Source organism: Streptomyces zagrosensis, assembly GCF_014203645.1.
Taxonomy (GTDB): domain Bacteria; phylum Actinomycetota; class Actinomycetes; order Streptomycetales; family Streptomycetaceae; genus Streptomyces; species Streptomyces zagrosensis.
On the sequence record NZ_JACHJL010000008.1, the window covers coordinates 19858 to 41976 of the forward strand.

18 protein-coding genes and 2 pseudogenes are annotated in these 22119 nt (G+C 66.3%); 14 read left to right on the forward strand and 6 right to left on the reverse strand.

Annotated elements, in window-relative coordinates; all coding sequences use genetic code 11:
- Positions 1-14: 14 nt before the first annotated feature.
- The 4 genes and pseudogenes from FHS42_RS16505 to FHS42_RS16520 all read right to left on the reverse strand — a co-directional run bounded on the left by FHS42_RS16505 (position 15) and on the right by FHS42_RS16520 (position 3652).
- Positions 15-944 carry a hypothetical protein gene (locus FHS42_RS16505; RefSeq protein WP_184573001.1) on the reverse strand — a complete coding sequence of 310 codons (930 nt, stop codon included), beginning with the start codon at positions 942-944 and terminating at the stop codon, positions 15-17.
- 681 nt (positions 945-1625) lie between these two features.
- Positions 1626-1906, reverse strand: a pseudogene (locus tag FHS42_RS16510) (IS630 family transposase); the annotation flags it as partial.
- Between the two features lie 57 nt (positions 1907-1963).
- A pseudogene (istB, locus tag FHS42_RS16515) lies at positions 1964-2735 on the reverse strand (IS21-like element helper ATPase IstB).
- Positions 2732-3652: a Mu transposase domain-containing protein gene (locus FHS42_RS16520; RefSeq protein WP_446696881.1), complete on the reverse strand. Its 921-nt coding sequence runs from the start codon at positions 3650-3652 to the stop codon at positions 2732-2734. The pseudogene istB and the gene FHS42_RS16520 overlap by 4 nt, the downstream one beginning before the upstream one ends.
- Before the next feature lie 35 nt (positions 3653-3687).
- Between FHS42_RS16520 and FHS42_RS16525 the strand changes: the two genes are divergently transcribed.
- The 10 genes from FHS42_RS16525 (at position 3688) to FHS42_RS16570 (ending at position 15985) form a co-directional block, all read left to right on the forward strand.
- Entirely contained in the window at positions 3688-3939 is a 252-nt protein-coding gene (locus tag FHS42_RS16525) for a hypothetical protein (RefSeq protein ID WP_184573002.1), read from the forward strand.
- A 71-nt stretch (positions 3940-4010) separates the two neighbouring features.
- On the forward strand, positions 4011-4526 hold the full coding sequence (locus FHS42_RS16530; protein WP_184573003.1) for a DUF6232 family protein: 516 nt from the start codon (positions 4011-4013) through the stop codon (positions 4524-4526).
- An 855-nt stretch (positions 4527-5381) separates the two neighbouring features.
- Positions 5382-5948, forward strand: a complete 567-nt coding sequence (locus tag FHS42_RS36235; protein WP_221476586.1) for a CRISPR-associated endoribonuclease Cas6 — start codon at positions 5382-5384, stop codon at positions 5946-5948.
- Between the two features lie 697 nt (positions 5949-6645).
- Entirely contained in the window at positions 6646-7365 is a 720-nt protein-coding gene (locus FHS42_RS16540; protein ID WP_184573004.1) for a hypothetical protein, read from the forward strand.
- The gene (cas7i, locus tag FHS42_RS16545) at positions 7362-8402 is read left to right on the forward strand and encodes a type I-B CRISPR-associated protein Cas7/Cst2/DevR (protein ID WP_184573005.1); all 1041 of its coding nucleotides are present in this window, start codon (positions 7362-7364) and stop codon (positions 8400-8402) included. Before FHS42_RS16540 ends, cas7i begins: the two co-directional genes overlap by 4 nt.
- The gene (gene cas5, locus FHS42_RS16550; RefSeq protein ID WP_184573006.1) at positions 8399-9061 is read left to right on the forward strand and encodes a CRISPR-associated protein Cas5; all 663 of its coding nucleotides are present in this window, start codon (positions 8399-8401) and stop codon (positions 9059-9061) included. Before cas7i ends, cas5 begins: the two co-directional genes overlap by 4 nt.
- A 75-nt stretch (positions 9062-9136) precedes the next feature.
- Complete coding sequence (gene cas3 / locus FHS42_RS16555) at positions 9137-11497, forward strand: CRISPR-associated helicase Cas3' (protein ID WP_221476587.1); 2361 nt, start codon at positions 9137-9139, stop codon at positions 11495-11497.
- A 985-nt stretch (positions 11498-12482) separates the two neighbouring features.
- Complete coding sequence (locus FHS42_RS16560) at positions 12483-14168, forward strand: ISAzo13 family transposase (RefSeq protein WP_184573008.1); 1686 nt, start codon at positions 12483-12485, stop codon at positions 14166-14168.
- A gap of 451 nt (positions 14169-14619) precedes the next feature.
- Positions 14620-14862 (forward strand): DUF397 domain-containing protein, encoded by a 243-nt coding sequence (locus tag FHS42_RS16565; protein ID WP_184573009.1) that lies wholly within the window; start codon positions 14620-14622, stop codon positions 14860-14862.
- A gap of 238 nt (positions 14863-15100) precedes the next feature.
- Positions 15101-15985: an SAM-dependent methyltransferase gene (locus FHS42_RS16570; RefSeq protein ID WP_312866909.1), complete on the forward strand. Its 885-nt coding sequence runs from the start codon at positions 15101-15103 to the stop codon at positions 15983-15985.
- Between the two features lie 77 nt (positions 15986-16062).
- Here FHS42_RS16570 and FHS42_RS16575 read toward each other — a convergent pair whose 3' ends face one another.
- Both FHS42_RS16575 and FHS42_RS16580 read right to left on the reverse strand, forming a co-directional pair.
- The gene (locus FHS42_RS16575; RefSeq protein ID WP_184573011.1) at positions 16063-16968 is read right to left on the reverse strand and encodes a helix-turn-helix domain-containing protein; all 906 of its coding nucleotides are present in this window, start codon (positions 16966-16968) and stop codon (positions 16063-16065) included.
- Positions 16969-17327: 359 nt separating this feature from the next.
- A complete protein-coding gene (locus FHS42_RS16580) occupies positions 17328-18035 on the reverse strand; it encodes a restriction endonuclease (protein ID WP_184573232.1) in 708 nt (235 codons plus the stop codon).
- Positions 18036-18966: 931 nt separating this feature from the next.
- Between FHS42_RS16580 and FHS42_RS36240 the strand changes: the two genes are divergently transcribed.
- From FHS42_RS36240 to FHS42_RS16600, 4 genes are all read left to right on the forward strand, one after another.
- Positions 18967-19524, forward strand: a complete 558-nt coding sequence (locus FHS42_RS36240) for a helix-turn-helix domain-containing protein (protein WP_312866911.1) — start codon at positions 18967-18969, stop codon at positions 19522-19524.
- A complete protein-coding gene (locus tag FHS42_RS16590; protein ID WP_184573012.1) occupies positions 19502-19672 on the forward strand; it encodes a hypothetical protein in 171 nt (56 codons plus the stop codon). Before FHS42_RS36240 ends, FHS42_RS16590 begins: the two co-directional genes overlap by 23 nt.
- Before the next feature lie 21 nt (positions 19673-19693).
- The gene (locus FHS42_RS38645) at positions 19694-20431 is read left to right on the forward strand and encodes a macrolactam cyclase family protein (protein ID WP_184573013.1); all 738 of its coding nucleotides are present in this window, start codon (positions 19694-19696) and stop codon (positions 20429-20431) included.
- A gap of 623 nt (positions 20432-21054) precedes the next feature.
- Positions 21055-21933: a class I SAM-dependent methyltransferase gene (locus tag FHS42_RS16600; RefSeq protein ID WP_184573014.1), complete on the forward strand. Its 879-nt coding sequence runs from the start codon at positions 21055-21057 to the stop codon at positions 21931-21933.
- Positions 21934-22119 lie beyond the last annotated feature (186 nt).

A 22119-nucleotide genomic window follows, 5' to 3' on the forward strand; every position in this document is an offset into this window, starting at 1 on the left:
CGTGGGAATGGGAGTCAACGCACCGATCGGATGTCCGCGCGCACGTGAACCGGCAGCCGTGACCCACACTCGTGGGTGGCGAAAGACGCGTTGCCGGACGCGGTGGACGGAATCACCTTGTTGTAGATCGACCCGACACAAAGCTCTCGGAAGTCCCCGGTGTTCGGCGAAAGCCGGGCGGCCAGCTGAGCCTTGGCGATGTCGACGGTCTTGATCACACCGTCGTCGTCCTCGACCTCCACGCACGCGTGCGGCAGATCGAGAGCACCGCCGAGCACACCGCAGAACCAGCCGCGTTTCGCCTCGGCCCGATACCCCGCCGCACGGAAGCGCTCGGCAAGCGACAGGCTCGCCGCGATACAACTCGTCACTCCCAGGGCGTGCACCAACTGGTAGTCGGCCTGCATAGCAACCGGGATCATTTGCCAGCGGTAACCGGCCTCGAGGTAGTCGCGAGTCAGTCGCCGCAGTTCGGCGGAGACCAGCGGGGTCCGGGCACCCGCCGTGGTGACGGTCGCCTCGTACCCGGCCGTCCCCTCGCTCGCCCGCGGGGCCACCACTCCGGCGACACGCCCACCGAACCGGACGACATCAGGCGCCTCGAAACGCCACGGCGCGACCCCCTCGCACCCGACACACTCCAATTGAACCCGGAAGTCCCATCGCTTTTCGTGCAGCAGGTCATCCACCGACCGGCCCGCGAACCGGAACAGCATGCGAAACGCAAGCTCCGGCTGTGTATTCGACCTGCCAGAATACATCCCGAGGTTGTACAGGTCGTTCACGTCGAAATGACGCATACCCGACCGATACTCGAACGGCAAGCCCGCGGCAACCAGCGTGTCGATACCACGCGGATCACACCTTAAAATTTCCCAGGCCGTAGACTCCGGTTGCGTCCTGCTCGAGTACTCGGCGGGAACGAATTCGATGGAATCCGCCACATCCCTCCACGATTTATTGGCGGTTCCAGCTTGAGGTGACACAGTCCGGCCCTCCAGGTAAACAACCGAGCCGACTGCCCGGCGCCGACGATATCGACGCTAGCAGTCGGCGTTCACGGCACGGAACAGTACTTCCACACGACCATGCGTGTGTTTCACATATTCAGCCTGGGAAAATTAATTCCGTATGCCTGTCTGGGCGTTTCACACAGGCAGCCTGAACAGGTGACGACTTGAAAATGAACCTGTTCGAGTCTAAATGAGCCGAAGCTCAGGAATTGTCACCGGCGAAGTCGGATGAGCTGGCGAATGGAACCGGTCGAAGCAGCCTGATAGTCGCAAACGAGGCACACGGCTTGTCACAAATACTCATTCAGCAGCCTTCTGTCACCAGAAACAAAGATCGGGAGCCCCCGGCTCTCTGCGGCGATTCCACGTGGTCATGCCTGGTCCAGATCACCCAGCGGATTCGCGAGCAGGGCGGCCCAGTGGAGGTCAGCCGCGCCGGAGGGCGTACTGGCGACCGCTGCGGTGTAGGGCGCCGGGCGGAGCTGGAGACGAGCTCGTCCAGGGGGCCCGGATTTGTCCGGGGTCGGATGAGTCCGGGAGAGGTCGAGGTGCGGGCCGTCTAGTGCTCTGACCGCGTAGGTTCGCCGGCTTGTTCGGGCTGTGGCGGGGAGGGGGGCGTCCGCCCCAGCGGAAGCCTTTTCCGTACCGGATTCGGGCGCGTTCTTTGCGCTCTGCGGTCAGGACGCCTGGATGGCGGGCGGTGGCGTTGGCCATCGTAGGCAGGCGTGCAGGGCCTGGGTCTGGGTCTGGACGGGGTGGTTGGGGTGGTGGGAGTTGGCGGGGGTGAACTGCCGAAGCGGTCCGAAATGCGCCTCGATCGGATTGGCCCAGGAGGCGTAGGTCGGGGTGAAGCACAGCTCGGCTTCGTGCTTCTTGGCCCAGCGGCGGATGTCGGTGTCGGCGTACTCGTCTGAGTGCACCACCGCGTACGGCGTTATGTGCACCACTGCTCAGGCCACGTCGGTGTCCCGCTCGATGGCCTGCACGCGGTTCTTGAGCCGGTAGCTGTTGCCGTTGATGGGGACGACTTCGCAGTGGTGCAGGAGGCGGTCGGAGATCGCAGTGGCGAGGACCTCGTCGCCGAAGACCTGGCCCCCACTCACTGAAGGTTTTGTTCGAGGTCAGGATTACCGAGCCCTTCTCGTAACGCTTCGAGATCACCTGGAACACCAGGTTCGCCTCGGCTCGTTCGAGGGGCTGGTAGCCGACTTCATCGACCACGAGGACGCTCGGCCGCAGGTAGGTGCCGAGCTTGTTGACCAGCCGTCCGGCGGCCTCGGCGGTCTTGAGGTTGCGGACCATGTCGTCGAGGGTCGTGAAGTAGATCGAGTAGCCAGCCCGGCAGGCCGCGACCGCGAGGGCGACGGCGATATGCGTCTTGCCGACGCCGGGCGGGCCGAGCAGAGCCGCGTTGGCCTTGGCCTCGACGAACGAGAGGGTCGCAAGATCCTTGACCTTGCGCGGGTCGAGGTCGGGCTGGAAGGAGAAGTCGTACTCATCCAGCGTCTTGTGATGTGGCAGCCGCGACAGCCGCAGGCCCTGACGGAAGCGGCGGTCATCACGGACGGCGAGTTCCTCGGACAGGACCAGGTCCAGGAAGTCGAGGTAGCCCATCTTCGCCTCGTCGGCCCGTCGGGTGAACTCGTGGATGGTCTCCGCGAGATGGGGCAGGCCGAGCTTGCTGGCCGTGGTGCGGATGCGGTTGCCGGTCAGCTGACTCAAGAGGGTTCCTTCGTCGCTCGGTTGGTGGTGAAGGGACGGGTGCCGGTCAGTTCGTCATAGACGGACAGCGGTCGGCGGCCGACCTCGACGCTGGCGGCAGCGGCCCGGTTCAGCAGGGCCTGCAGCGAGCCGGCATCGGGCCCGGGCAGCTGGTCGCGTCGGGGCTGGGGCACCACATCGCCGGTGGTGGTCCGCCGTCCGGCTCCGGTGGGCAGGCCGTCCCAGTGCCTCTCGTCCACGATCTTCGCGCCGCGGCCGACGGCCCTCGGGTGGGCAGCCAGCAGTGTGTCCCCGGCGGCGGCAGGGACAGTGGAGTACAGAGTGACCTGCGACTTCGTGGCCCTGATCTCGACGAGCTGGCGTGGACGGACCTTGCGGGCGGGCACCGAGTACAGGTTCGCGTCGAAGGCGACCAGGCAGTCCTTGCCGACGTGCCGCAGATGCCGTTGGCTCACCACGCACGGAGTCGGCGGCAGCGGCCGCAGAGCCACATGATCGCGCACGGCCCGGTGCCCGATGATCTCGCCGTGGGTGCCGTGCACCTTCGCCCGCCGCAGCGGCACCCAGGCCGCGAAGGCGGCATCCTTCTCCTCGATCGAGGAGAAGGCCCGTCCGGCCAGCACATGATCGCGGACGATCAGGACCTGCCGCTCGGCCCGTCCCTTCCCGGTCGGGCGGTAAGCGGCCAGGACGTCGAAGTCGTAATGCCCGGCGAACGCGACCGCCTCCGGATGCAGGGGAACCGCCTCGCCCGGGGCGACGTGGCGGCGCACGACGGTCTTGGTGCGGTCGTAGACGATCGTCATCGGCACCCCGCCGAAGTGCGCGAACGCGGCCCGGTGACAGTCGAAGAAGCTCGCCAGGTCCTGGCTGGTGGTGAAGCAGCAGAACGGATCACGTGAGTACGACAGCGTCATGTGGAACGAGTAGACCGTGGGCCTGGGCGCCCGGGATGACCTCGAACCGACGGTGCAAGCCCGCCAGTTCACCCGAGCTGATACCGAGTCCCTCGGCGATGCGTGGCCTCGCCGCCTGGAGGCTGTGTGATTTCTTTCAGCAACCCTGGCCGATCGGGGTGGCCAAGGTCGATACAGACCTGGAATTACTCGGAGTCGGTGTTGAGCAGCAGGTCGGCCTGAACGTCGGCGTGGTGGAGAGTGCGGTCTACACGGGCTTCGCCGCCCCAGCCGATGCTACCGTCTGACGTTGGCACTTACCTGGGCACGTTTCCGCTACAGTGCGGCTCCGGTTCCTCCGGCGAACGAGGGTGGCGAGATGGCAGTCGGGTACGGACCAGTCCAGGTACGGATTGAAAGAGGCGCCTTATGGGTCGGAGGCGACGCCTATCCCCTGCGCAATATCTCATACGTGGGGCAGCGCAGCCTGCCTCTCGTGAGAAGGGATAACAGCGCGGCCCGCGATGCGGTCACAAAGAGGATGAAGATCAGCGCGATTGTCGGTGGCGTCCTCGCCGTTGCCACCGCGGGCATCGCCCTCCTCCCCCTAGCGGCCGTCCTGATAGCGCAGTATCGGCACAGGGCTAAGTTGCGAGACCAACCAGACCTCCCGGCGTTATATGGGCTGATCGTCCACACCGCCGGCACCCAGCGGGACACCGTCTGGAGCACCGCGAAGCACGAGATCGACCAACTCGTCCAAGAGATCGCCGGCGCGATCGATAAAGCTGGGACGACGCAACTGACCTACGACGTGCGACATGCTGTGGCTGGCGACTTGATTCAGCAGTATGGGGCGAACCGCGTCAGCAGGGGCACCACGTCGACCGATTGATGGCGCCAAGAGCCCATCACCTCGTACCATCCAGCGGCCTCCAGCCGCCGGAAAGGGCACGCCGCACCGACGCGTGGAGCGGCCCTGCGTCCGCCGAATGCGGTCTCGCACCCCGCGCTGCTGCGTGCGCCGCCGACACCGTGCCCGTTTCCGGCAGCAGAGCGAGCAGCGCTGTGCCGAGACGAGACGTCTCACCCGAACCGTCCAACTTATAACAAGCTGTCGGCAGTTGGCGACCCAGGCGGCCTTGAACGCCCTGCTCCTCTCGCTCGCGTGCGCTGCAGCCGGAGCCAGGGCCGGGAACGGAGGCCGACGAACAGAACGTAACCGTCGCCTTCACCGACGGCATCAGCGGACCGCCACACCCACGGCACAACCGGGGCCCGTGGTCATCGCCCGCAACCACGACCAGCCGCAGAATTCTGTCTCTTCGCCTGCCGCCGCAGTAGGGCGAGACCCGGTCGGCCCTGGAGGGCCCGCGAGCCGGGGTGCATGGTGGAGGACATGCGGATGGCCGGCCCGGTGCCTCTCTCGCTGACTTTTCCCAGGTCCGAAGTCATTGTCAGAGCCCCCGTGTACGTTGCGTACCGGTGGGCCAACGCCTCGTGTTTGGGGGGGGGTGGCGTACTTCCACGTGCACTCATACGCCCCGGGTGGGGAGAGGAAGAGGGGACTGTGCGGCTTCGCTTGGAGATCAGCACGCGGGCTCGGGAGATCCCGTGGGAGAACGTTCTCGCTCCCGGACGGGGCATCGTCTATGACGCATTGCGTCGAACTGCGCCCGACTTAGCTGAGCGCGTCCATGAGAGTGGGTGGGGCCAGCACGGCATGGCTCCCTTCGAGTACAGCGCGCCCATGTTTCCCCAGGCGCGCCGCATGCGCGGAAAGTATGCGGCGGGTGGAGCAGGGCATGGGGAGTTCGGCAGCCCACTGCCCGAGCTCGTGCAAGCCCTGGCTTTGCACTTCATGAACCCTGCACACTCGGTACTGGACTGGGGTGGGGTCGCGCTGCAAGTCGGTAGCGTCACCGTTCAACAGGCTCCTTCATTCACTGCCGGTCGAGCCCGCCTGCGCACGGTTAATCCGCTGCACCTGTCCGAGTACAAGCAGCCCGAACCTGGTGGCGAGCACACTGCGGTGCGGGCGCTGCTTCCCGAGGATCCGGCATATCCGGTCGCGCTGGAGCGCAATCTCAACCGTCGGGCCGAGACCTTCGGCCAGGACCCTGGCATCACGGTCGAGGGCATCACTTGGGTTGGTGTGCGCCGCACGTTTCGTGTCAGCGGCCAGGGGCATTCCGGGCGTCGAACGGGAGCGCCGGTTGAGATCGAGCTCACCGGCAGTTCCGGTGCGCTATCCGCACTGTGGTCTGCGGGGTTGGGGCAGCAGACTGGGGCTGGGTTTGGGTGGGTGGCCGCGTGACCGCGATCCCGAGCAGGCCTGGCTGCGGCTGACCCCTCACCCTTTGCAACGGGTCGGGGCGTTTGCTCTCGCGGCGTTCGCCGGAGTACGGCACCCGGACTTGGTGTCGAGCCCGCTGTTCACCACGGCCACCGATACGGCCACCGAGGCTACTGTGCGTGCCGCGCTCGTGCGGGACACGAAGGCCGAGGCCGGGTTCCTTTTGAGGTGTTCCTACAGCTTGTGGCCCAACAGCAAGATGAACCACCCACGAAACAGGAAGCTCCCCGATCCGGAGGTCACCGCGGCGGTCCGAGCCTGGCGCTCCCTTCCCCCACGAGAGACTTGGCCTGAGGCGGAGTGTGCTTTGTGCGGCGTTGCGGCGGTCGGGTTCTTTGGCATGAGCGATGTCGTTTTGGCCGCGTCCACGGCCTACCGCAGCACCACCCCGCGTGGGCACTCAGGTCTTGGGCTGTGTTGGCCCTGCGTCTGCTCCTTCCACGCCACCCCGTTCGGCAGTCGGCTCTCCGGCGGCCCGAGCGCAGTTGTCCATACCTGAAATGAGCGCTTCACGGCCCACGTCACCCATCAGCAGGTACAGCGCAACCGACTGCTAATCACGGCAGGAGCGAAGCCGGCCAGCCCGCAACCAGGGCTCGTTGCGCTGACGGCACTGCGCGGCTACGAGCACCGCGTCACGGCCGGGGTGGAACTGCTGGTGTTCACGAACAACAACCAGGACCAAAGTCTCGCCTCTCACCGTCTGGTCCAGCCACTTGCCGAATGGCTGCGCACCACGACGCGGCTTCCCACCCGGCGCCGCGGGTTCGCCTGCCTGCTGCGGGCTTGCCGCACCGACAAGAACAGTGGCGCGCACAACTTGGCCTGGCGGGTTTTTCACCGGCCCGAGAGCCTCCCGGCCACCCTCGCCTCCCACCTGGTCGCTCGAAGCGAAGCCTGCGGAGCGCCAGCCCCCGAGTCCTGCGCTGTCGCCGACCTCACCGGCTCCTACCTGCACGAGGTGATGCACATGAAAGAAAAAGATCTCGCTGAAATCCGACAGACCGCTCAGCGGGTCGCTGCCCTATTCAAGATCGACGACACCGGAGGAGAACTCACCGGTTTCCATGCCTTGTTCCGCGCCGGCCGCGGAAGCGACCTTCGCAACTGGCTCCAACGACACAGCGTCGAATGGGTCCTGACGCGACCACAGGACAACGCTCCACTGATCACCGAGCGGGGCTTCGAGCTCTTGTTCTCCCCCAGCCAGGACAGCAACGCCTGGTTCTTCCGCCAGTACCTGCTCACCTGTGCCCTCGCCGACCTACACCGCCGCGGCTGGCAGCCCAAAGACGCCAAAGCCACCGTCGAGGACTTCGACCCCGACGCCATCGACCCCACCGACACCGACGCCCTTGAGGAAGGAACCCTCCAGTGACCCACCTTGCCGGAAAGCTCGCACTCGACATCCAGGCCGGCGCCCCCAACAACGGACGCGGCCAAGACAACGTCGGCGTCGTCAAGAAGATGCAAGTCGGCCGGGACACCTACCCCTACATCTCCCCCCAGGCCGTCCGCCGCTGGCCGCGCGACAGCCTCCCCACCACCGAACCCCTCTCCCCCGTCCTGCGCGAAGGCCAGGGCAAAAAGCAGCAGGCCTACACCAAGGGCCGCCCCGACCTGTACATCGACGACGACCTGTTCGGCTACATGGTCGCCGTCAAAGACAAGGACAGCTCCTGCCAACGCGACACCGTCCGCGCGACCGGCACCTTCGTCAGCGTCACCCCCCAACGACCCACATCCGACTTCGGCACCATGACCCGCGGCTTCAACGCCAACGAGAACCCCGTCATCCACGAGCACGAGTTCTACACCGCCGTATGCGCCGGCGACCTCAACCTCGACCTACCACGCATCGGCACCTTCGAGACCGACGGCCAAGGCCTGCGCATCGCCCTACCCCCACAAGCCGCCGAAGAAGCCACCGCGGCCGGCGCCACCGCAACCACCTTCCGCGGACTCACCCCACTCACTCTGGGCCTCCCCGAACGCCGCCGCCGCGCCGCGTTGATCCTGCGCACGCTCGCCGCCCTACGCGGTGGCGCTAAGCCCGCCGCCCACTACGGCGACCGCACCCCAGCCTTCATCCTCCTCGCCCCGAAGAAGGGCGGCGTCAACCCCTTCACCCGCGTCCTGAGCAACAAGGACGGCAAACCCTCCTTCGCCGCTGACACGCTCACCGAGGAGATCGCCGCATGGCGCGACGAACTCGACGGATGTGTCCGCATCGGATGGGCGCCCGGATTCCTCGGCGACCAACGCGACCGCGCCCGCCGCGACCTCGCCGACCTGATCACCTCAGGCACCGTCACGATCGACCACCCACGCACCGTCCTCAACACCGTGGCCCAGGAAATCGAAGACGGCACCCACGACCACTGGTTCCAAGACACCCAGGACGCCAAGGCATGACAGCCGCCAAACCCGACACGGCCCTGCAGGCCACCTTCACGGCACCCGTCGCTAGCTTCCGCAACCCCCTATACACCGGCATGCAGATCGGACTGCCCTGCCCACCGCCCAGCACAGTCGGCGGCATGCTCGCCGCCGCAGCCGGCGGCTGGCAGCACATCTCGCCCACCTTCCAGTTCGCCATGGCCTTCCACGCCCAAGGGCACGGCGTCGACCTCGAGACCTACCACCCCCTGGACGCCAAAGGCCGCCCCACCACCCCAGTGCCCAAAGACCGCGAGTTCCTCGCCTTCCCCACCCTCACCGTCTGGATCACCGACCAACCCGACCGATGGCACCACATCCTGCGCCGCCCCACCTGGCCACTGCGCCTCGGCCGCAGCCAAGACCTCGTCGGCCTACACCTTGAGGCCATCGAGCTCGCCCAAGACGCCGGCCAGCAGCGCAGCGCCGTCGTCCAAGACATGCCCGGCACGTCCGGTACCGCACTGCGCCTACCCACCGCGATCCGCCTGGACCGCACCCGCACGCTATGGGGCACCTACCGCCACGACCCCACCGGCACCGCATCCACCACCGTCCCCGACAGCTACCGCACCCCCACAGGACAAGCGGTCAGCCCCCTACCACCCACACACCCCGCGGCCGCGGAGACGTAACACAACATGCACACACCAGCACCACCGCCACCACCAGACCCATCACCGCAGCGGCCAAGCACACCAGACACGAGCGTGCTCCACCAGATCCTGGCCAAAAGCGCCCGACGAGGACAACCACCCGAACAACTCACCGCCCACCTACGCGCAGCCCTGAACGCGGCCGACCTGGTGGCGCGACGTACCGGGCGCATGACCGCGGTAGCCGACACCGTCCCCCAATTCTGGGACGCGGTCCGCCTGGCCGATCTCCTGCACGACGCGGGCAAAATCCCACAAGGATGCCAGCACATGCTCGCTGGCGGCCCAGCATGGGGCGAGCGACACGAAGTACTCTCCCTCGCCTTCACCCACCTGGTCACAGACCCGGACCTACGCACGTGGGTAGCCGCCGGCATCGCAACCCACCACCGGCCCCTGACCAACTCCCCCCGCTCACTTGCCGCCCTGTACGCAACAGCGCCCCTCGAAGAATGGCGCACCAGCTTCACACCGCTCGACCAAACCGTCACCGAAGCACTCGCAACATGGCTGTACGAGACCGCCAACGCAACCGGCCTCCCAGCCCAACCCCTAACAACCGACACCGACTGGATCGCCCAGGCACACGCGGAACTCGAAACACTGCTGGACCGCTTCGAGTACGGCACGGACGCCGACCAAGGCCTAGCCGCGGTACTCCTCCAAGGCGCCGTCGTCATGGCCGACCATCTCTCCTCCGCCCACGCCCACCCCCAACTGGTACAACCCATGAACGCGGCGTTCGCTACCCGCCTGGAAAACAGCATCACCGCCAAGGGGCACACGCTACGACCCCACCAGCAACGCGCCGCCACCACCGAAGGCCACCTGCTACTCCGCTCACGCACGGGCAGCGGCAAAACCGAAGCCTCCTGGCTCTGGGCCTGCCGACAAACCACCACCATGCAAACCCGCGGACAAGGCATCCCCCGCATCTTCTACACCCTGCCCTACCTCGCCTCCATCAACGCCAACGCCGACCGCACCACCCAAGCACTCGGCACCACCCAGCACGTCGGAGTAGCCCACGGGCGAGCAGCCGCCTACCACCTAGCCACCGCCGCCTGCCCCGAAGACGGCGACGAAGAACGCGTGAAAGCCGCCCGCAAAGCAGTCGCCAGACAAGCCGCCACCCGCCTGTTCAAAGAGACCATCAGGATCACCACGCCCTACCAACTCCTACGCGCCGCCCTGGTCGGCCCCGCCCACGCCCCGCTACTGGTCGACGCGGCGAACTCGGTCTTCATCATGGACGAGCTCCACGCCTACGACACCAAACGCCTCGGCTACATCCTGGCCATGATGGGCCTACTCGAACGCCTCGGCGGCCGCTTCGCGATCCTCTCCGCAACCCTGCCCAACGCCCTCGCCGACCTCATCACCGACACCCTCACCACAAGCGTCACCCGTACCGACGACTCCGACAGCAACCCCCCACCCCGACACCGCATCCGCACCCGCCCCCACCACCTCACCGACCCAGCCACCGTCACCGAAATCACCCAACACCTCAAACACGACGAAGCCGTCCTGGTGATCGCCAACAACATCCGCCAGGCACAACAGCTCTACGACCAACTCGCTCCCACCGCCCGCGCCCTACACGGCCCCGACGCGGCAACCATGCTGCACTCCCGCTACAAACGACACGACCGCACCCGCATCGAGCAACACATCACCGGCCGATACAAAGTCGAGCGCACCCGCACAAACCAACGACTACCTGGCCTCGTCATCTCCACCCAAGTCCTCGAAGTCTCCATGGACGTCGACTTCGACGTCCTGTTCACCGCCGCCGCCGACCTTGAAGCCCTCGCCCAACGATTCGGCCGCACCAACCGCATCGCCGCCGAACCCCCCGCCGACGTCATCGTCCACACCTCCCGCTACACCCCCAGCCACAACACCCCCGGCACATGGTTCGCCGACGGCATCTACCCCCAAGCCCCCACCCAAGCCGCCTGGAACATCCTCACCGCACACGACGGACAACCCATCGACGAAAACGAAATCACCCACTGGCTGAACACCATCTACACCACCCCCGAGGGCCGCCCCACCCCCTGGGGCACCACATGGCGACAAGAAGTACTTCACCACCAGGACCAGTTCACCGCCACCTTCCTCGACTTCACCTACCCCTACGACGACCGCACCCACCTCACCGAACGCTTCGACGAACTCTTCGACGGCACCGAAGCAATCCTCACTAAAGACCGCGTCCACTACGCCACCGCACTCCAACAAGCCCCCGGCCACGCCGGCCGACTCCTCGCCGACGACTACCTCATCCCCCTCCCCACAAGCGCCATCCCACGAGCACACTTCGACACAGAGCTAAAAGTTCACATCATCGACGGTGACTACACCAACGAACACGGACTCACAGCCATACGACACCGAGACGACACCTGAACGCTGCCGACGTCACCCAGATCCTGAGGCTTGCCGTTGCTTCGCGGCCGGTCCCACCGGTCAGGTGTCGGTGAAGTCGGCGATCACATCGAGCGTGGACTCGACCGAGCCGAGCTGGGTGTTCAGGTGCTTGATCCACCGGCCCTTGGGCTGGAGAGCGGCGTGCGGGGGCGACGGTTGCGGTGATGAATCGGCAGATCTCGGTGAGCTTGCCGCGATAGCGTGGGTACTCTCCCAGACTGACGACGATCGTCGTGTGGTGAGGTCGCTGCCCGTCAGGGCCGGTCGTTGTAGGCCCTGGCAACTCGCCAAGAAGGTGGCGCGTTGGTACGAGCACCCACACAGCCCCAGGTGCTCCGTATGTGTGTGGGGTGGCCGAAGGCCCGTCCATTTGCGTGCGCTTAACGCTCTGACCTGGGGCGATGCAGTACCGGCGGATCGCTGCAAAAATGACCACCACGCGACACCGCACCACACCTATGACCTGAAACTGTACCCTCGAGTCGTCATCAGCCCTGGAGGGTTCGCAACCGGAGGTAAGGATGAGCCGACGCGACGCGCATGGCCGGTCGTCATCAGCCCAGGAGGGCTTGCAACATGAGGAGCGCTTCGCGACACCTGCGCGCAGCTTCAGCCATCATGAGCCCTGGAGGGCTCGCAACCCCACAGTGGGCGTCGCATCCGTGTAGGTCACCACGTTGTCATTAGCCCTGGAGGGCTCGCTACGCGATCTGATCATCGACACCGTGCGGCACGAGGTGGTCGTGCAACCGCGTCCGACGACTTCACCGTGGAGGCCGCCGGGGCGGTCGCACAAGCTGCCCCCTCATGCACGGGTCAGATGCTGGCGGGGCATGTGCGTACGTCGTCGTCAGCTCGATGAGCGTGCACCAGGTCTCTCGCGCATGTGAGTGCGAGCGGGTCCGGCTTAGGGCTCGCAGAGAATCAACGTGTTGCTTCCGGTGATTTGTCTCGTTGACATGGTATGGGCATATCGCAAGAGATCTGCGATCAACTGGCCGCGAGGCATGGGGTGTTGTTCCCGCACCTGGACAAGCGTCAGCAGCGACTGCTGATGGGAGCCGAGGCCCGGGTGCTGGGGCACGGGGGGATTCGGGCCGTCGCGCGGGCGGCCGGGGCCAGCGAGGCAACCGTCCGCAAGGGGGTGGACGAGCTGGAGGCGGGAGGAGAGCGGCTGGGGCGGGTCCGCCGGCCGGGCGGCGGCCGGAAGAAGGCCGCCGACCTGGATGCGGGGCTGCGGCCCGCGCTGCTCGCCCTGGTCGAGCCCGACACGCGCGGCGACCCGATGTCACCGCTGCGCTGGACGACCAAGTCGACCCGGAACCTGGCCGCCGAGCTGACCCGCCAGGGACACAAGGTCAGCGCCGACACGGTCGAAGACCTGCTGCGGGAGGAAGGCTTCAGCCTCCAGGCCAACTCCAAAACCATCGAAGGCAAGCAGCACCCGGACCGGGACGCCCAGTTCCGCTACATCAACGAGCAGGCCGAGCAGCACATCGGCGCCGGGAACCCGGTGGTCAGCGTGGACAGCAAGAAGAAGGAACTGGTCGGCGACTACAAGAACGTGGGGCGTGAGTGGCAGCCCTCGGGCGATCCGGTGTGGGTCAAGACGCATGACTTCCTGGTCCGGGAGGGGCCCGGCAAAGCGATTCCGTACGGGATCTACGACATCGCGGCGAATGCCGGCTGGGTCAGTGTCGGTACCGATCACGACACCGCTGCCTTCACGGTCGCCTCTCTCCGCCGCTGGTGGCACGCCTGCGGCCGCCACGACTACCCCGGGGCCGCGCGGCTGCTGATCACCGCTGATGCCGGAGGTTCCAACGGCTACCGCACCCGGTTGTGGAAGAGTGAACTTGCCTCCCTGGCCGCCGAGTCGGGCCTTGACATCACGGTGTGTCACCTGCCGCCTGGTACATCGAAGTGGAACCGAATCGAGCGCCGACTGTTCTCCCATATCTCCATGAACTGGCGCGGCAGGCCTTTGACCAGCCACGAAGTCATCGTGAACAGCATCGCGGCGACCACCACCCGCACCGGACTGAGCGTCCGCGCCGAACTCGACACCGGCATCTACGACATCGGCATCAAGGTCACCGGTGCCCAGATCAACGCGCTTGCCATGACCCGGCACCGCTTCCACGGTGACTGGAACTACACCCTCCACCCCACCGGCGGGCAGCAGCCGGCCCCGGCCGGCACCGCCAAGCCGGCGCAGGCCTCGTCGGTGGCCACTACCGACCTGGCCCACCCCGTACTCACCGCCATGCCCCGCAAAGAACTAGCGGCCATGACTGCCCAGTTGGCCTGCGCGCAGGCCACAGAGCACGAGCAGCGCCGTCACTCGCAGCGCGGCGCCACGCGCCTCCGCGCCCGAGGCACAGGTGCCAAGCCCAAGCTCACGGACGCCGATCGCGTCCTGTCCACCGTCCTCTACCTGCGCAGACTCTGCACCCAAGCCGTCCTGGGCGAGCTCTTCACCGTGGACGGCACAACGATCAGCGAGGCCGTTCGGGAAATCCGCCCCCTCCTTGGGCAGCACGGATTCGAGATCGCACCATCTACAGCACAATCCCCCACCCCCGCCGACCTCACCGCGTTCCTGGCCGGAACACCCGAGACACCCACAGAGACCAAATCCACGTGTTGATCCTCTGCGAGCCCTAAGCAGATGATCACGGCGGATGTGAGCGTGCCAGCGTGCAGCCGCAGGAGCCGTGCATCCCTCGTTCCACCTTCCCGGGTGCCGTCGATGCCTTCGAAATCCGCGTCCCTACGCCCGTGCCCGCGTGGTTGACGGCACGAAGCTCGCCACGATGCAGCAGGTCACACGGTGCGCACGCCCGTGAGGCGCGGTGGGTGCGGACGGTTGCGCACCAGCACGCGAGGCGGGTGCGCCGGATGTGTGCCACGGCGCACGCGCTGGTGGCATGGCAGGGAAAGTAATGTCACCGACTGCCGCACTTGCACGCCGGCGCTTTCAATGAGTGGACACTGGGTCCCTTAAGCGCGCGTGAATTCGTACCGGGCTGGAGATTCTTCTAGGGGACGGTCCTGCACTTGCAGGATGTGCGTCCACACGTTTTCGGGGAGGTGCGGTAATGACACACCAGGTCAACGCTGCCGGAGTCGGCGAGGGCGCACACGTCGCGGTGGATGGGCGCTCTTGCGCGATGTGGCGCAAGAGTTCCTACAGCAATCCCAACGGTGCCTGTGTCCAACTCCGTGTTGCGGCGGACGTCGTTGAGGTCCGTGATTCCAAGGACCCCGGCGGGCCGACTTTGCGGTTCTCTTCGGATGCGGTGGCCGCGTTCATCACCGCGGTGGTGTCGGAAGAGTTCTAGTTGCCGCCAGCCGTGGCGACTCAGCGTCGCATACCGGCCACCGTGTAGGGGGCAGCGGTCATCTGCGCATCGTTGTGCGACTCGTTTTGATGAACGCGGCCCTGGTACGCGAGGTGCGGCGCCTTTGGCCGGTTCAATGGGGCACCTCCTTGCGGTGGCCGGATCATGATGCTCGAAAATGCAAGTGCAGCCGGCAGTGGCCAGGTGGCATCGAGCACATTCACTCGAAGGAGCGGCAGTGAGCGACGACAGAGCAAAGGCGCCCGAAAAGTGCGATATCCGCAAGGAACCACACAAAGTGGGCTCAGAAGAAAACGTGCAGTTAAACAACACCCGATTAAGCCAGGACAAGCCGCATAGCGCCCGTATGTACGACTATTTCCTGGGCGGCAAGACGAACTACGTCGTCGATCGGCAAGCTGCGGAGGAGGTGCTCCGACATCGTCCAGGCGTGGTCGTGGCAGCACGGGCTAACCGCGCTTTCACCAACCGCGCGGTGAAGTACTTGGCCTTGGCGGGTATCCGACAGTTCATCGACATCGGCACCGGCATCCCCACCGCGCCCAACATGCACGAGATCGCGCAAAGCATCGCGGCGGACAGTACGGTCGTCTACGTCGATAACGACCCGATCGTGCTGGTCTACGCTGAAGAGTTGCTCGACAGCGCACCGGAGGGCGCCACACGATATGTGGAGGCCGACGCCACGAACGCCCACGCCGTGCTGGCCGCGGTCCGCGAGACGGGATGCGTGGACTTCACCCGCCCGGTCGCGGTGAACCTGCACGCGCTGCTGCACTTCATGCCCGATAGCCACGGCCCCTACGACGTCGTCCGGACGCTGATCGATCACCTGGCGCCGGGCTCCTACCTGAGCGTGTCCCACGTCACCGGGGAATTCGCTCCCGCTGCCTGGCAGGCCATCGCCGACATCTACACCAACGCCGGCACTCCGGTCCAAATCCGCAGCCGCGAGCAGATTGCGCGGTTTTTCGATGGCCTGCAACTGGTGGAGCCGGGGCTGGTGGTCGCCCACCGCTGGAAGCCTGAGCCGGCCAGCGGCCCCAGCCTGGTCACCGACGCTGACGTCTCGCTCTACGCGGGCATCGGGCGCAAAGTGTGAGTACGCCGCCGACAGAGCCCCACTCGGCCTCGCGTAGACGGGAAGCCTGGCGGGGCTCTGCCGGTGTTCATCGGCGCTTATCCCTGCTTCGCCGCGTGGTCGCGCAGATGGCGAATCCGGCTCCGGGACAGGTCGCTACGCAGCGAGGCGCTGCGTAAGAGGTCGAACACCTTCTCCCGCTCGTCCACCTCATCCTCGGTGCTCACGTAGAACGCGGTGTCGTGCTCCTCGATGTATGCGATGTCGGGCACCGGCTTGTCAGGGAAGTCGAAAATTGTCGCCGAGCTCCACACAGGCATGTCGAACCGCTTCAACTCCGCCACCTGCAAGACGTAGCGGGGGTCGTACGACAAGGTGAGGAGGTGGTCCAACTGGCGATACATCACCTCACATGAGCCGTAGGGGCGGATAAGACTCGCCTCATCGAGCACGCAGATGAGCTTCTTGTCCGCAGCCGCGAAGCGGCGCTGACGCTCCATCCGCAACTCCACCAACCGCTCGACCTTGCCTGGGTCCCGCCCGTGCTTGCCCAGCCCCACCACCGCGCGCGCGTAGTCCTCGGTTTGGAGCAACCCCGGGATCGATGACGAATCGTAGATCCGCATGCGTTGGGCCATGTTCTCGAAACTCGCTTGTGCCAACGCATGGTTGGTGGCGGCCGTCTTGTAGGGGCGCAGCCACCCTTTCACGTCCGCTTCGAAGGCCATCTGAGTCAAATCGGCCCGCATCAGCGCGTCGGTGACTTCGTAGGCGTCGAGTAAAGGAGACACCTGGTCCGGCTTGGTCGCCTTGCGTCCCGTCTCTAAGCGGCTCAGCGTCGACTGCGACCAGCCAAGGGCGCTGGCGACCTGTTTAAGGGTGCGCTCACTTTGCTCCCGATGACCGCGCAAAGCGAAGCCGAACATCAGCCTCTCCGCGCTGGGAGACGTATCCCCGTGCAGATGCCGTACCTGACGCCGATCGCCACCCGGTTGGGCTCCCACTCGTACTCCTTCGATCAAATGCGGCAGAAACCTCTGCCCGCTGTGTCAGTCATAGTGCAGTAACTTCGCGCCCCTCACGGCGAAGTCGTCAAAATCAATGCCGTGCGATACAGTCCGACATTCGCGTTCGCAATGTTATGCGCAAACGTTTGCTGTGTGGCTAACCGTCACACACTTCGCGCGCGGGCAGCGCGCGGCGCGCCTGGCCCTGGCGCCCGGCGGCGGCAGGACCCACGGCGCCCCGAACCGCGGCCGGCTCCGCGCACCGTCACTGGATCGGTCCCACCACACGGCCAGCCTCAATGCACGCGGGCATGCGCGCTGGTGGCCGCGTAGTGGGCGTCACGACCCAATCGGCGTCATGGTCCAGTGCTCGCGATGCCCAGCACGTCATACAGATGCTGGCCGTGAGCCCACTGACGCAGCTCAGTGCCACCCATGAGGATAAGTTGATGGCGCTGGGCGAAGGCGACCGCCGGCTGAGTAAAGCCGTTGAGCGCTACCATGATCGGGATGTCGGCCCCATGGTGCGGGCGGGCCGTCCCGTTGAACTGCTGCACGTGCCCTGAACCGACCGGGTTTCGATACTGCTTGCACTGAACGATCAGCAAGCGGCCCTCGCCATCCCGGGCAGTGACGTCCACGCCGAGGTCCCCCGCACCGCCGACCCGTCGCGAACTACCGAACCCGTCGCGGGCCAGGAGATCGGCGCAAGCCTGCTCGAAACCCACCGCACTCACCGAGGACAGCTGCCGCATCGTAAAGGTCAACACCTCGGTGGACGCACCGCCCACCGAAGCGGACAAGTCCTGCGGGCCGACATAAGCGCAGGCACCGAGCACCAGCGACACAAGCCTGCCGACCACCGAAAACACGAGCAGCGCCCCGACAACGCTCAGCCCGGTCCACCACGGGTGACCGGCTATCAGGTCCCACAGGTCCACGGTGATCCACCGGGTGGCAGTACCGGTCAGCCACGTCCACAGCATCTTGCCGAGAACAAACGCGAAGACGGCCACCAGCACAAACTTCAACAGCGGGTCGAGGGACCCATCTTCGTCGAACACCACACCCCCAGGGCTTCACCAGACGGCCAAGATTTCGAACAAGGCAGCACACCTACCAGCCAGACGGAACTTCCGGCACGTCCCCTCCCCTCGCACCGGCAGATCATGACGCCGCAGAACCGGCCCGTGAATATCGGTTTAGCAGCGGTCACTGACAAAGCTCGACGGATAATCACTACGCATCAACGCGCCCCATCGCCATCCAGCCACCTGCCTGCGCATCTGACCGCCAGCCAAAGCCACCAGGCTGAACAGGAACGATGCGCAAGCCGCCGACACCAGCAGACCTACCCCCTGCGGCCAACCGCACAGACCGAACCCGCTCACCTGGGCATCTACCCATAGTGAGCCGCCTGGCGGCCCAGTGGTGAATGGCGACAAGCAACGGAGCGCACTGCGATCGAAGTGCGCCCTCACCGCTCCTTGTGCGCCTCCGACCAGCCGAGACAGCCGAGGCACACACGCCAACGAAGTCACCGATCGGGACCCCGAGTTGACCGGGTCTGGTGAGGCTGGAGGACCGGCCGCCCTCGGGCCGGCCGGTCACCGTGGACGAGGCCGAGGTGGTGGTACGCACCCCCCCGCCCGGACCGCCCCGCCGTTCCGGGCGGCCGTGACCGTCCTGGCGGGCGGTGTCCACCCCGAACGGGCCCGCAGGGCCATCGTGGCCGCCGCCAGGGCCGATCTCACTAGGTGGCGTTCAGCGACGTTGGCCTCGGTGCAGTGCGCGGCGCCTGATTTGTTGTCCTGTCCAGCACGGTCGCTCTCCTCGGCGGCGCCGGCGCTTTCCCCGGCCCCCAAGACCGCACGACCGTCCCGCACCCAGGGCCGCTTACGTACACGCTGGGTGTGAGCACACCGACCTCGTCCAGCAAGAGCGCGGGCGACGGTACCTGCGGTCACGCCACCTGAACTGTGGAATCACCCCGCTGTGCGCCAAGCGCTCACCGACCGCAACATCGCCACGGTCTTTCGCCACTACCGCCGTCACACCGGCGCGAGCCAGACCCGCCTCGGCGCGCTCACCGGCCTGGCTCAGTCCAACATCAGCGCCATCGAGCGGGGCGTGCGACATGTGACCAGCGCCGAGGTTCTCGACCGCATCACCACCGGCCTCGGCATCCCGCAGCACCATCTGAACCGAACTCCCGTACAGGCCCCCACTCCTGCGGACACCACCACGCACGGCGTCCCCACTGGCCCCCCCCGAGCCTGCCCTGAAGCCCGGCCCCTTTCGGCACAACACCCAGGGCATGCTCCCGCAAACCCAGCCGGGGGCTCCCCCGCTCTCCGTCGTCTTGGCCGAGCAGGTCTCCAATCGTGGGCACCGCATCCGCCTCGCTACGCGATCTCGTATACCCGATATACCGGTTGGATGGTCCTCGACGGTACCGCTCAACTGACCTACGCGGCTCACTCTTTGCACAACGTCAGTGGCGGAGAGTCCGTCAGTGGGGAGGTGCGCAATGACCGAGATGTCCACGAGTGACACACCAGCTTGCAGCGCTGGGGGGATAGCGCCGTACGAGGCGCCGGCCGCGGTGAGGGCCGGCACGCTGGTGTCACTGGCAGCCGGCACGTACTCCACGGGTGAGCAGGACGACGGCGATTACCACACCACGAAGTGGCACGACTGACGTGGCGTCGTCGCTCGCTGAGTGGTTCGCTGTGCTGCCGGGGGCGACCTCGGCAGCACAGCGGGCCACCGCTCGACTGCGGATTGCGACCCCGACATCCAGGTCCTGGCCCGCCGCGATGAGCAACCTTGGATCGTCGGCCGTTGCCTGCGCCCGGTGACCGTCGCGAACGCGCAGCGGCGCACCGTCGCGCTGATCGGTGCGCACGAGTTCGACGAGAAGCGACTGGTCAAGGCGCTGTCATTCTGCGAGATATGCGGTGCCGCCCTGATGCGCTGGGCCGGCAGCTACCACGCTGTGGTGGCCACCGCGGACCGGACCTGGGTGTATGGGGACGCGTGCGGGATGCGCCCCGTGTTCTGGACGCGGACGCGGATTGCTGGCGTGACGGTGTTCGGTGATCATGCTCGGTTGCTGGCCCAGGCTGCTGGAAAGGCCACCGTCGATCCTGCCCATTTCGCGTCGCACCTGCTGGGGCCGGTGCCACCTTTGGCACTGGTGGAAGCCGGCTCCTCGCCCTACGAGGGCGTACGGTCGGTGCCGCCCGGCAGCGCTGCCAGTGTCACCTCGGGCGGGCGGGTGGCGTTACGGCGGTGGTGGACCGTTCCCGACGATGACCTCCCCTTGGCGGAGGCGGGGACCCGGCGAGCAGTTCCCGGTCGCCGTCAGCACAGTGGTATCCCCACCGATCCCAGGCCATGGACAGTCGTACTCCGGGCGGCGCGGGCAGCGGCGCCAGCTCGGTCAGGGCTGCGGTGACTGGCGCGAGGTCCGGCGAGCCGGGCACGAAATCCGCCTCCCGGCCCGGCATGCCCGCGAAAGCGAGGAGGTGCCAGCCGTGGCCAGGCGTACCGGCTCGTCACCGGGGACCGCCGGGCCCTGCGCGGCACCGCCCTGTAGAGCGCCAATCCTGCCTGCTCCTGTGTGGCACACAGCCCTATTCCCAGGTGGGCGCGGCGCTTGTGAGGATGTGAGGTGTGAGCCGAGGGCCTGCGGTCATGAGGTCTCGCTGCTCGTGGTCTGAGTGGTGGTCCTCGGGTGACAGCAGGACGGTGTCGCGGGTGCAGCACAGCATTTGCCTGGGCCAGGCGGCACACGGGTGCTACACGGGTAGCAGGTCTTGGGCACCCTGACACTCCACCGACGGCTGGTGCGCGAATGGGCTCCTGAGACCCACCAAGAAGGTGGGACGACTTCCGGCGCCCGGGTATTCACTCATTCAGGTTAATAGGCCGATCCGGTGCGTTGCCCTGGCTTTGGCGTGGGCATTTCATCATTGGGTTGAATAGCCGTCGGTGCTACTGGCATAGGCGGGACGACAGGCAGTGCGACGCACTTCCCCACTTGGCAGTCCCGATACCAACCGGTGTGAGGAAGAAGTCATGGCCGAACTGAGTAGTGCTGAGCACTTCCGGACGAAAGTGCAGCCTTACTACCGGCGGCTGGAATCCCGTCTCGGATACACGATTCTGCTGGGTCGCACGCGGCACATGGGCTGGTACGAGCACGGTCAGTCGCCCTGGGCGTTCTCCGCCGCGATGCGTCGTATGGAGGCCGTCCTCGCGCGGAAGCTGGCGCTGTCACCGGGGGCCAAGGTCCTGGACGCGGGCTGCGGTGTCGGTGACGTCGCCCCGACCGTGGCACGCCTGACCGGAGCGGAGGTCGTCGGTATCGACTGCATCGAACCGGACATCGCTATTGCGCGCCGACGCACAACACGGACGCCTGACCAGATTGGCGCCACACGCTTCCTCGTAGGCCACTTTCACGGCCTGCCCTTCGACGGTGACTCCTTCGACGGGCTTTACACCATGGAAACCTTCTGCCACTCCGCCCGCCCGGAGAAGGCGCTGTCGGAGTTCTTCCGTGTTCTCAGACCCGGAGGCCGTCTGGTGATCAACGATTACTCATTCGTCCAATCCGCTGTGTCACCAACGATCGGTGCCCGGTGGCGCGCGTTGTCCGAAGTCCTCGCCGCGCCCAGCACCTTTCCTCGGGGAGACCTGGAGGAGTACGTCATAAACGCCGGATTCACCGTCGAGGCGGTTACGGACGCCACACCGAACGTGCTGCCCCATGACGCGTGCTTTCGTGATGCTCGGAAGGACCTCCCCTACGCACTGGCCCGGAGCATGGGCCGCTACAACACCGCCGTTGAGCTCTACCGTCATCGTGCTGCGGCGCGCTACGAGATCCACGTGACCACCAAGCCGGCGCCGGGCGCGGCGAGCGTGGCCGGGGAGGACCAACACCCGTCCTAGGCGGACGTGCTGGGCATGACGCCACAGGCGCATCGAGACGGTGGTGATGAACGCGCCCACCGGCTCCTGCTCACCCTCATGGCCTTCGTGGCCATGACCTGCACGTCGCAATACAGCATCAGGTCGCGCCGCAAGCACCAGGGTCCCCCTCCCGGGCGAGTGCAATCGAGGACCTGCGAGCTACTC

What these genes read in the sequence shown, in the direction of transcription:
- FHS42_RS16520 (WP_446696881.1), bottom strand. Translation starts at nt 3,652, where the DNA reads ATGACGCTGTCGTACTCACGTGATCCGTTCTGCTGCTTCACCACCAGC.
- FHS42_RS16525 (WP_184573002.1), top strand. Translation starts at nt 3,688, where the DNA reads ATGACCTCGAACCGACGGTGCAAGCCCGCCAGTTCACCCGAGCTGATA.
- FHS42_RS16530 (WP_184573003.1), top strand. Translation starts at nt 4,011, where the DNA reads ATGGCAGTCGGGTACGGACCAGTCCAGGTACGGATTGAAAGAGGCGCC.
- FHS42_RS36235 (WP_221476586.1), top strand. Translation starts at nt 5,382, where the DNA reads ATGTTTCCCCAGGCGCGCCGCATGCGCGGAAAGTATGCGGCGGGTGGA.
- cas5 (WP_184573006.1), top strand. Translation starts at nt 8,399, where the DNA reads ATGACAGCCGCCAAACCCGACACGGCCCTGCAGGCCACCTTCACGGCA.
- FHS42_RS16560 (WP_184573008.1), top strand. Translation starts at nt 12,483, where the DNA reads ATGGGCATATCGCAAGAGATCTGCGATCAACTGGCCGCGAGGCATGGG.
- FHS42_RS16565 (WP_184573009.1), top strand. Translation starts at nt 14,620, where the DNA reads ATGACACACCAGGTCAACGCTGCCGGAGTCGGCGAGGGCGCACACGTC.
- FHS42_RS16590 (WP_184573012.1), top strand. Translation starts at nt 19,502, where the DNA reads ATGACCGAGATGTCCACGAGTGACACACCAGCTTGCAGCGCTGGGGGG.
- FHS42_RS16600 (WP_184573014.1), top strand. Translation starts at nt 21,055, where the DNA reads ATGGCCGAACTGAGTAGTGCTGAGCACTTCCGGACGAAAGTGCAGCCT.